Below are 9,628 nucleotides of genomic sequence, written 5' to 3' on the forward strand. Positions count from 1 at the left end.
GGCGCCGGCTCCCGCCGCGCCGACGACGAGGCGACGGCGGTCGACGCGGTCCGCGACGACGCCCGCGGGCAGCGTCGCGAGCAGCGCGCCCACCTGCCCGACGGCGGCGACGACGCCCGCCTGGACGACCGACCCCGTCAGGCCGTAGGCGATCAGCGGCACGGCGAAGAGCGCGATCCCCGCCCCGAGCGACTCGGCCGTGAGGCCGGACATGAGCAGCAGGTACGACCGGTTGCGCAGGAGGGGCGGCGGGACGTCGCCGACGGCCGGGGCGAGGTCGTCGGCGACCAGGGTGCCGGCGGTGACGGAAGGGGCGGCGCTCGGCTCGGTGGGCATGACGACACCGTAGACGCGCACCGATTATTGCGCAATAGACGTTGCGCAAGTTCCGGCGCGCGATGCGCCTCGCGTTGCTAGCCTCGGGACGTGCTCGACACCTTCCACGTCCAGGACCCCGCGGCGCTGCGGGCGATCGCCCACCCGGTGCGGCAGCGGATCCTCACCGAGCTCGCGGTGCTCGGGCACGCGCGCGCCGCCGACCTGGCCCGGGCCATCGACGAGCCCGCGAACTCGGTGAGCTTCCACCTCCGGGTCCTCGCGCGCGCCGGCATGATCGTCGAGGCGCCCGAGCACGCCCGGGACCGCCGCGACCGCGTGTGGACGAACGTGGCCGAGACGTACGCGGTGCAGCCGGGCACGCCGGGGGCGATGCGCGACGTCGTGCGCCCCGCGCTGGTGTGGGCCGAGGAGAGCTTCGCCGAGGCCGCCGGCGGCGGGTGGGCACAGGGCGACCGCGTGCTCGCCCTGAGCAGCCTCGCGCTCACGCCCGAGCAGGCGACCGAGCTGGCCGAGGAGATCGAGCGGCTGCTGCACCGGTGGTCGGACCGGTGGCTGTCCGAGGCGCGCGAGACGCCGGACGCGGACCGGCGCACGTACCAGCTCCTCGCCGTGCTCGGGCCGCGCGCGGGCGAGCCCGGTCCGGGCACGGAGACCGACACGGAGACCGAGGCGGAGACCGCTGCGGGGACGACCGCGGTCGACGACCCGCCGTCGGGACGCTAGCCGAGGACGACGCTCCGGCCCTCGACGCGCATCCCCTCGCGCGCGACACGACCGACGGTCTCGACGAGCAGCGCACGCTCGGCGACCTTGATGCGCGCGTGCAGCGACGCCTCGTCGTCGCCGTCCTCGACCGGCACGGCGGTCTGGGCGATGATCGGCCCGGTGTCCACGCCGTCGTCGACGACGTGCACCGTGCAGCCGCTGACCTTCACGCCGTAGGCGAGCGCGTCGCGCACGCCGTGCGCCCCGGGGAACGACGGGAGCAGCGCCGGGTGCGTGTTGATCGTCCGGCCGGCGAACCGCCCCACGAACGCGGGGCCGAGGATCCGCATGAATCCCGCGAGCACGACGAGGTCCGGGCGGAAGACGTCGACGGCCTGCGCGACGCCCGCGTCCCACGCCGCGCGGTCCGCGAAGTCGCCGGGCTCGACCACGACCGCGGGGACCCCGGCGTCGCGCGCAAGGTCGAGACCGCCGGCCCCGGGCTTGTCGGAGACGACGCCCACGACGCGGGCCCCGTAGGCGGGGTCGTCGTGCGCCGCGAGGATCGCGGCGAGGTTGCTGCCTGCCCCCGACACGAGGACGACGACGCGCCTCGCGGACGTGGACTCGACGAGGTGGCCGGAGGGCGTCTGCACGGTGCTCCCTGGGGTGGGTGTGTCGGGCGGGGGCGTACCGGCGGTGGCCGCAGGCCACCACGCCCCGGTGGGAGAATGTACCGCGAGCCCGCCGACGACCGAGGAGCAGTCTTGGGGAACCCCTACGCCCCGCCCCGTCCCGACGAGCCCGGACGACGCGCCCCGGCGCCCCCACCCCCGCCGCAGGCCGCCCCGCCGCAGGAGCCGCCGCGCCGGGCGCCGGAGCCGGAGCCCGTGGACCCCGAGCACGCGCGCCTGGCGACCCGCCGTGCGCTGCACTTCGGGATCGTCATGCTCCTCGTGGTCCTCGTCAGCGCGCTGCGCTTCCCCTGGCGCACGGCGGCGCTCGTGCTCGCCGTGGCGGCGGTCGTCGTCGGGGTGCGCGCGCTGGTCGCGGCCCGGCGTGCCCGCGTGCGAGGCCTGCTCGTGCCGGCCCTCGGCATCGGCGTGGGTCTCGCGGCGGTCATCGCGCTGCAGACCGTCGGCTCGCTCGCCACGTGGGAGGTCGAGGTGGAGTACCAGCGCTGCCTCGACGGGGCGATCACGGTCGGCGTCCAGGAGCGGTGCGAGACCGAGCGGCTGCGAACGATCGAGGGGTGGGTGTCCGGGGTCACGGGCACCCCCGCGTCGGACCGGCCCTAACGGTCAGCGGCGGCGCCGCTCCAGCGGGTCCAGCCGCCCCCACAGGACGGCGAGGGTCGCGCCGCCGCCGATCTCGACCGCGGCGAGGAGCCCCACCAGGAGCGGGTCGGACCCGACGGACGCGAACCGCCCGGGACCGACCGAGCCGCTGCCCAGCCACGTGCCGACGCCCAGCAGGAGACCCGCGCCGACGGCGACGCCCCCCAGCGAGAGCGCGACGTCGGACCAGCGCACCGTGCCGGCCGGCGTCGCGGCGGGCAGCCGGCGCCAGACGAACGAGCCGGCGACGACGCCGAGCACGACCACGGCAGCGGGCAGCCACGCGGTGAGGGCGCTCGACCAGTCGTCGCCCGGCAGCGCGCCCAGCAGCGGGACCGCGGGCAGCGCGCCCGGCTCGGAGCCCGACGCGCTGAACGTGCTGCCCTCCCCCACCGAGAAGCCGGGGCCGACGAGCCACGCGGTCGCCCACTGCACGAGGTTCGGCAGGACCGCCAGCTGGGCCACCGCGAGGACGAGCCCGCCCACGGGACCGGGAGCGAGCCCGACCACGATGTCCCCCGTCGTCGCGCGGCCTGCGACGACCCACGCGGCGACCACGAGGGCCGAGGCCGCGACGAGGAGGCTCGTGGCCAGCACCGCGCCGCGCAGGCCGAGCCGGGCGGTCGCCGGCAGCCAGCGGTCGCTCAGACGGGCGACCTCGGCCACCGTCGGCGCGTCCGGGCGCGCGAGGATGCCCGCCCCGAGGCCGACGGCACCGAGCACCCCTCCCCCGACGGCCGCGACGACCAGCCCCCAGGCCGTCGTCGTGCCGGCGAGGACCGCGACGCCGAACGTCAGCACGGCGTAGGTCGCGGTCCCGGCGAGCCACGCGGAGAGCGCGGTGTGGGCTGAGCGGCGCGCGGACGCGAAGCAGCAGAACAGCGCGAGGGCGGTGAGCCCGAGCGGCACGAGCGTGACGGTCGCGCCGCTCGCGACGAGCGGGACGCCGTGCCCGAGCAGCCACAGGCCCGAGGCCACCGTGACGGACTGGCCCCAGCCGTCGGTCGTCTCCGGGGTGGCGGCCACGTACGCGACGACGCCGGGCAGGACGACCACGGCGAGGGACAGGGCGAGCGCCTGCAGCGCCGCGAGCACGCCCGAGACCGCGCGGCGCGGCGCCACGGGCACGGGGGCGGGCACGCCCTCCACCGTGTGCGGGCGGGTGCGGCGGCCGGTCGTGGAGCTCATGGTCCCTATCGTCGTCGATCCTGTGCACGCAGCGGGTGATCGTCCCCGGCGCGCCAGCGTACCCGCCGTCGGGTCGCTGCCGGACACCGGCCGCGGGGCCCGGGGAAGACCACCAGGACGACGACCGGGACGACGACGCCCCGCGCCCGGGGTGACCGGGGCGGGGCGTCGTCGTGACCGGGGGCGCCTCGCGGCGCCCCCGGGGTCAGGAGAGGATCTCGCGCATGAGCGCGGCGGTCTCGGACGGCGTCTTGCCGACCTTGACGCCGGCGGCCTCGAGGGCCTCCTTCTTGGCCTGCGCGGTGCCGGACGAGCCGGAGACGATGGCGCCCGCGTGGCCCATCGTCTTGCCCTCGGGAGCGGTGAAGCCCGCGACGTAGCCGACGACCGGCTTCGTGACGTTCTCCTGGATGAACGCCGCGGCGCGCTCCTCGGCGTCGCCGCCGATCTCGCCGATCATGACGATCGCCTCGGTCTCCGGGTCCGCCTCGAACGCCGCGAGGGCGTCGATGTGCGTCGTGCCGATGACCGGGTCGCCGCCGATGCCGATGGCCGTCGAGAACCCGAAGTCCCGCAGCTCGTACATCATCTGGTAGGTCAGCGTGCCGGACTTCGACACGAGGCCGATCTTGCCCGGGCCCGTGATGTTCGCCGGGATGATGCCGACGTTCGACTTCCCGGGGCTGATGATGCCGGGGCAGTTCGGGCCGATGAGGCGCACGCCGGCCTGCTGCGCGAGCGTGAAGAACTCCGCGGTGTCGGCGACGGGGACGCCCTCGGTGATGATCACCGTGAGCGGCATGCGGGCGTCGATCGCCTCGACGACGGCGGCCTTCGTGAAGGCCGGCGGCACGAAGATGACCGAGACGTCCGCGCCGGTCTCCTTCATCGCCTCCGCGACGGAGCCGAACACGGGGACGGTCACGTCACCGGGGAAGTCGACGCTCTGGCCGGCCTTGCGCGGGTTCACGCCGCCGACGACGTTCGTGCCCGAGGCGAGCATGCGCGTCGTGTGCTTCATGCCCTCCGAGCCGGTCATGCCCTGGACGATGACCTTGGAGTCCTCGTTGATGAAGATTGCCATGTCTGTGTCTGTTCTCTTCTCGAATCGTCTCGGGCGGGCTCAGGCGGCGTTCGCAGCGGCGGCAGCGGCGTCGGCCCCGCCGTCCATCGTGTCGGCGAGCGTCACGAGGGGGTGGTTCGCCTCGGCGAGGATGCGGCGGCCCTCCTCGACGTTGTTGCCGTCGAGACGGACGACGAGCGGCTTGTTCGCCTCGTCGCCGAGGATGCCGAGCGCCTGCACGATGCCGTTGGCGACCTCGTCGCACGCGGTGATGCCGCCGAAGACGTTGACGAACACGCTCTTGACCTGCGGGTCGTTGAGGATGACGTCGAGACCGGCCGCCATGACGGCCGCGGACGCGCCGCCGCCGATGTCGAGGAAGTTGGCGGGCTTCACGCCGCCGTGCGCCTCGCCGGCGTACGCGACGACGTCGAGCGTGCTCATGACGAGGCCCGCGCCGTTGCCGATGATGCCGACCTCGCCGTCGAGCTTGACGTAGTTGAGGTCGTTCTCCTTGGCCTTCGCCTCGAGCGGGTCGGCCGCGGCCTTGTCCTCGAGCTCGGCGTGCTCCGCGTGGCGGAAGCCGGCGTTCTCGTCGAGCGAGACCTTGCCGTCGAGCGCGACGACCTGCCCGTCCTCGGTCTTGACAAGCGGGTTGACCTCGACGAGCGTCGCGTCCTCGGCCTGGTAGACGGTCCAGAGCTTCTGGATCGTCTGCGCGACGGCCTCGCGGACGTCGTCGGCGAAGCCGGCGGCCTCCACGATCTCGGCGGCCTTCGCCGCGTCGATGCCGACCGTCGGGTCCACGGCGACCTTGGCGAGCGCCTCGGGGCGCTCGACCGCGAGCTGCTCGATCTCCATGCCACCCTCGACGCTCGCCATCGCGAGGTAGGAGCGGTTGGCCCGGTCGAGGAGCAGCGAGAAGTAGTACTCCTCGGCGATCTTCGCACCGGCCGCGATCATCACGCGGTGCACGGTGTGGCCCTTGATGTCCATGCCGAGGATCTCGGACGCCTTCTCGGCGGCCTCCTCCGGCGAGTGGGCGAGCTTGACGCCGCCCGCCTTGCCGCGGCCGCCGGTCTTCACCTGGGCCTTGACGACGACCGTCCCGCCGCCGAGCTGCTCCGCGCCCGCACGGGCCTCGTCGGGCGTCGTCGCGACGATCCCGCCCAGCACGGGCACGCCGTGCTTCTCGAAGATGTCGCGCGCCTGGTATTCGAACAGGTCCACCCTGCTGCGTCCTTCCGTCTGATGCGCCGTGTGCGGCATGACCGATGTCTCGACATCAAGACATCCCCGTACAGGGTAGCCCTCGACGCCGGGAGGGCCTACCGGGCCCGGGGACCAGTCCCGGGAGCCGGGTGTTCGGTTCGTCACGCCGCGGGCGCGCTGTAGCGTCAACATGGGTTGACACTCTGTGCTCCGTCAATCTACGTTGACACCATGCGGACGATCGACATGGAGGACGCGAGCAGCCCGGACCCGGACGTGGGCCTGCGGGCGGTGCGGTCGCTGCGGGCTCTCGCCGAGCGCCTCGAGGCGCTGCAGGTGGAGAACGCGCGGAGCCTGGGCTGGTCGTGGCAGGAGATCGCCGAGCGGCTCGGCGTGAGCCGCCAGGCGGTGCACAAGAAGTACGGGACGTCCCGGAACCGGAGGTCATGATGTTCGAACGCTTCTCGACCGACGCCCGCGCGACCGTCGTGGGCGCCCAGGAGGTCGCCCGACGCCGCGGCGCCACGTCGATCGACACGGTCCACCTGCTCGTCGCGCTCGCCGAGCAGCCCGGCGGGCCCGGTGCGCGCGCCCTGTCCGCCGTCGGCCTCACGGGGGCGTCGTTCGAGCGGCTCGCCGTCGCGGAGGGTGGCGAGCCGCTCGACGCCGAGGCGCTCGCGTCGCTCGGCATCGACCTCGACGCGGTCCGCGCCCGGACGGACGCCGCCTTCGGCGAGGGCGCGCTGGACCGGGCCGGCCGCCGCCCCCGCCGCGGGCACCTGCCCTTCACGAAGGCCGCCAAGAAGGCGCTCGAGCTGTCGCTGCGCGAGGCGGTCCACGCGGGCTCGCGCAGCATCGACTCGGGTCACGTGCTCCTCGCCCTCCTGCGCGACGAGGGCACGACGGCGCACGGCACCCTCGTCGCGGCGCTCGACCGGGCCGGGGCGGACGTCGCCGCGCTCCGCGCAGCCCTCGCGGAGCTGCGGTCCGGCGACGGCGGGGACCGTCGCGCCGCGTCCTGACGCCGCGACGCCGGAACCGACGCGGGAACGTGCTGGGCGAACGGCCCCTGCGCGGGCCGCACGGCCCGACGGATCAGATCTTCGTCACCGGCGAGTAGCGCAGCAGCAGCCGCTTCGTCCCGTCCGCGCCGAAGTCGATCTTCGCCACGGCGTTGGGCCCGGCCCCCTCGAGCGCGACGACCGTCCCGAGCCCGTACGCGTCGTGGGTCACCTTGTCCCCGACCGACAGGCTCGGGATGTCGCCGTCCTTGCGCGGCGTCGCCGACCCGAACGTCGCCCCGCTGCCATCCCCTCCGGTGGCGCCGCCGGAGGACGAGCCCGAGCCGAAGCGGGGTCGGGGGGACGACGACGGGTCGTGGCGGGTCTGGCGGGAGCGGTCCGAGGAACGAGGACCGCGGATGGTAGACCCGTCGTCGTCCCCCCGACCCCGCGTTCCCGACCCGGACCACGAACCGGACCCGCGGTACCCGCCGGAACCCCGCCCCCAGACGGACCCGCCGGCGCGCAGCGTCTGCATCGACGACTCCCGGCGCCGCCAGTCCCACAGCTCGTCGGGGATCTCCTCGAGGAACCGGCTGGGCGGGAACTCGTTGGCCATGCCCCACGCGGACCGCACGGCGGAGCGCGAGACGTAGAGCCGCTCGCGGGCGCGCGTGATGCCGACGTAGGCGAGGCGGCGCTCCTCGGCGAGCTCGGCGTCGTCGTGCAGGGAGCGCATGTGCGGGAAGGTGCCGTCCTCCATGCCGGTGAGGAACACGACGGGGAACTCGAGGCCCTTGGCGGTGTGCAGCGTCATGAGGGTGACGACGCCCGGGTCCTCCTTCTCCTCGCCGTCGTCCTCGCCGTCGACCGCGTCGTCGGCGGGGATCTGGTCGGCGTCGGCGACGAGGGAGACGCGCTCGAGGAAGTCGGACAGCGTGCCCTCGGGGTCGAGCTCGGTGAACTCGGCGGCGACGGCGTGGAGCTCGGCGAGGTTCTCGACGCGGGTCGCGTCCTGGGGGTCGTCGCTCGCACGTAGCTCGGCGAGGTAGCCGGTGCGGTCGAGGACGGCGCCGAGCACGTCGGCGGGCGTCGCGCCGGAGTCGGCGAGCTCGCGCAGCCCGGTCATGAGCTCGGCGAACGCGCGCAGCGGGTTGAGCGTGCGGTTGGTGAGGCCGGGGATCTCGTCGAGGCGGTCGAGCGCGGCGCCGAAAGAGATGCGCTCGCGGTCCGCGAGCGCCGCGACGGCGCCCTCGGCGCGGTCCCCGAGCCCGCGCTTGGGCACGTTGAGGACGCGGCGGAGGTTGACGTCGTCGTCGAGGTTGTCGATGGCCCGCAGGTACGCGACGGCGTCCTTGACCTCGCGCCGCTCGTAGAAGCGCGTGCCGCCGACGACCTTGTACGGCAGGCCGACGCGGATGAGCACCTCCTCGAGCGCGCGGGACTGGGCGTTGGTGCGGTAGAAGACCGCGATGTCGCCGGGGCGCACGCCCTCGGTGTCGCCGAGGCGGTCGATCTCCTCGGCGACGAACCGCGCCTCCTCGTGCTCGTTGTCGGCGACGTAGCCGATGACCTTCGCGCCCGCGCCCGAGTCGGTCCACAGCCGCTTGGGCTTGCGGTCGGGGTTGCGCGAGATGACGGCGTTGGCGGCGGAGAGGATGTTCTGGGTCGAGCGGTAGTTCTGCTCGAGCAGGATGGTGCGCGCGTCGGGGTAGTCGGCCTCGAACTCGAGGATGTTGCGGATCGTCGCACCGCGGAAGGCGTAGATGGACTGGTCGGCGTCGCCGACGACGGTGAGCTCGGCGGGGTCGAGCGCGGGCACCTGGGCCTCGCCGGTGCCGCTGGTCGCCGCGTCGGTGGCGGCGGAGTCCGCGCCCACGCCGGCGAGCTCGCGCACGAGCACGTACTGCGCGTGGTTGGTGTCCTGGTACTCGTCGACGAGCACGTGGCGGAACCGGCGCCGGTAGTGCTCGGCCACGGCCGGGAACGCCTGGAGCAGGTTGACCGTGGTCATGATGATGTCGTCGAAGTCGAGCGCGCTGGCCGCCTGCAGGCGTGCCTGGTAGCGCGTGTAGACGTCGGCGAGCACCTGGTCGAACTCCGGCACCTGGGCGCCGCGCGCCCCGGGGTGCTCCGCGAGGCCGTCCTCGGTCGCGCGCGCGCCGGAGTCGCGCGCGTAGGTCTCGGGGTCGACGAGCTCGTTCTTGAGGTCGGAGATCTTGTTGGCGAGCGACCGCGCCGGGTACTTCTTCGGGTCGAGGTCGAGCTCGCGCGTGACGAGCGTGATGAGCCGCTGGGAGTCGGCGGCGTCGTAGATGGAGAAGCTCGACCGCAGCCCGAGGGTCTTGGCCTCGCGGCGCAGGATCCGCACGCACGCGGAGTGGAACGTCGAGACCCACATGCTCTGCGCGGCCGGCCCGACGAGGTGCTCGACGCGCTCGCGCATCTCCGCCGCGGCCTTGTTGGTGAACGTGATCGCGAGGATCTGCCCCGCCCGCGCGCGGCCGGTGGCGAGCAGGTGCGCGATGCGGTGCGTGAGGACGCGCGTCTTGCCCGAGCCCGCGCCCGCGACGATGAGCAGCGGCGCGCCGGCGTGCACGACGGCCTCGCGCTGCTGCGGGTTGAGCCCTTCGAGCAGCGCCTCGGGGTCGATGTGGGCGTGCGGTCGGTGGCCGTGCACTGGCCCGACGCCGACGTCGTACTCCTCGTCTCACCCTCGCTGTTCTCCGCGTCCGTCGCGTCGGTCCGCCTGGCGCTGCAGCGCCGCGGACGTCGGGGAAGGC

At 74.3% G+C, this 9,628-nt stretch carries 9 protein-coding genes and 1 pseudogene; 4 read left to right on the top strand and 6 right to left on the bottom strand.

What is annotated here, in order from left to right; translation table 11 throughout:
* Positions 1–336 (bottom strand): annotated as a pseudogene (locus JZ5iCDA_RS18965) (hypothetical protein); the annotation flags it as partial.
* 90 nt (positions 337–426) lie between these two features.
* On the opposite strand from JZ5iCDA_RS18965, the gene JZ5iCDA_RS18455 reads away from it, so the two are divergent.
* Positions 427–1,062: a winged helix-turn-helix domain-containing protein gene (locus JZ5iCDA_RS18455; protein WP_069387541.1), complete on the top strand. Its 636-nt coding sequence runs from the start codon at positions 427–429 to the stop codon at positions 1,060–1,062.
* On the opposite strand, the gene purN is transcribed toward JZ5iCDA_RS18455, so the two are convergent.
* On the bottom strand, positions 1,059–1,700 hold the full coding sequence (gene purN / locus JZ5iCDA_RS12875) for a phosphoribosylglycinamide formyltransferase (RefSeq protein ID WP_069387542.1): 642 nt from the start codon (positions 1,698–1,700) through the stop codon (positions 1,059–1,061). The genes JZ5iCDA_RS18455 and purN overlap by 4 nt on opposite strands.
* 111 nt (positions 1,701–1,811) lie before the next feature.
* Between purN and JZ5iCDA_RS12880 the strand changes: the two genes are divergently transcribed.
* Positions 1,812–2,342: a hypothetical protein gene (locus JZ5iCDA_RS12880; protein ID WP_171905378.1), complete on the top strand. Its 531-nt coding sequence runs from the start codon at positions 1,812–1,814 to the stop codon at positions 2,340–2,342.
* A 3-nt stretch (positions 2,343–2,345) separates the two neighbouring features.
* Here JZ5iCDA_RS12880 and JZ5iCDA_RS12885 read toward each other — a convergent pair whose 3' ends face one another.
* The 3 genes from JZ5iCDA_RS12885 to sucC form a co-directional block, all read right to left on the bottom strand.
* Positions 2,346–3,569, bottom strand: coding sequence for a cell division protein PerM (locus JZ5iCDA_RS12885; protein WP_069387544.1), 1,224 nt, complete (start codon positions 3,567–3,569; stop codon positions 2,346–2,348).
* Positions 3,570–3,774: 205 nt separating this feature from the next.
* Positions 3,775–4,653, bottom strand: coding sequence for a succinate--CoA ligase subunit alpha (sucD, locus tag JZ5iCDA_RS12890; RefSeq protein ID WP_069387545.1), 879 nt, complete (start codon positions 4,651–4,653; stop codon positions 3,775–3,777).
* Between the two features lie 39 nt (positions 4,654–4,692).
* Positions 4,693–5,862 (bottom strand): ADP-forming succinate--CoA ligase subunit beta, encoded by a 1,170-nt coding sequence (sucC, locus tag JZ5iCDA_RS12895; RefSeq protein ID WP_069387546.1) that lies wholly within the window; start codon positions 5,860–5,862, stop codon positions 4,693–4,695.
* A gap of 213 nt (positions 5,863–6,075) precedes the next feature.
* On the opposite strand from sucC, the gene JZ5iCDA_RS12900 reads away from it, so the two are divergent.
* Positions 6,076–6,294 carry a helix-turn-helix domain-containing protein gene (locus JZ5iCDA_RS12900; protein ID WP_069387547.1) on the top strand — a complete coding sequence of 73 codons (219 nt, stop codon included), beginning with the start codon at positions 6,076–6,078 and terminating at the stop codon, positions 6,292–6,294.
* Positions 6,294–6,866, top strand: coding sequence for a Clp protease N-terminal domain-containing protein (locus JZ5iCDA_RS12905; protein WP_069387549.1), 573 nt, complete (start codon positions 6,294–6,296; stop codon positions 6,864–6,866). Before JZ5iCDA_RS12900 ends, JZ5iCDA_RS12905 begins: the two co-directional genes overlap by 1 nt.
* A 73-nt stretch (positions 6,867–6,939) precedes the next feature.
* On the opposite strand, the gene JZ5iCDA_RS12910 is transcribed toward JZ5iCDA_RS12905, so the two are convergent.
* A complete protein-coding gene (locus tag JZ5iCDA_RS12910) occupies positions 6,940–9,525 on the bottom strand; it encodes a UvrD-helicase domain-containing protein (protein ID WP_069387548.1) in 2,586 nt (861 codons plus the stop codon).
* Between the last annotated feature and the right edge of the window lie 103 nt (positions 9,526–9,628).

The sequence above is a fragment of the Cellulosimicrobium cellulans genome, assembly GCF_001722485.1.
GTDB classification, from domain to species: Bacteria; Actinomycetota; Actinomycetes; order Actinomycetales; family Cellulomonadaceae; genus Cellulosimicrobium; species Cellulosimicrobium cellulans_A.

Excerpts from the sequence above, each read along its gene's own strand:
- sucD (WP_069387545.1), bottom strand. The coding sequence starts at position 4,653 with ATGGCAATCTTCATCAACGAGGACTCCAAGGTCATCGTCCAGGGCATG.
- JZ5iCDA_RS12905 (WP_069387549.1), top strand. The coding sequence starts at position 6,294 with ATGTTCGAACGCTTCTCGACCGACGCCCGCGCGACCGTCGTGGGCGCC.
- JZ5iCDA_RS12885 (WP_069387544.1), bottom strand. The coding sequence starts at position 3,569 with ATGAGCTCCACGACCGGCCGCCGCACCCGCCCGCACACGGTGGAGGGC.
- JZ5iCDA_RS12900 (WP_069387547.1), top strand. The coding sequence starts at position 6,076 with ATGCGGACGATCGACATGGAGGACGCGAGCAGCCCGGACCCGGACGTG.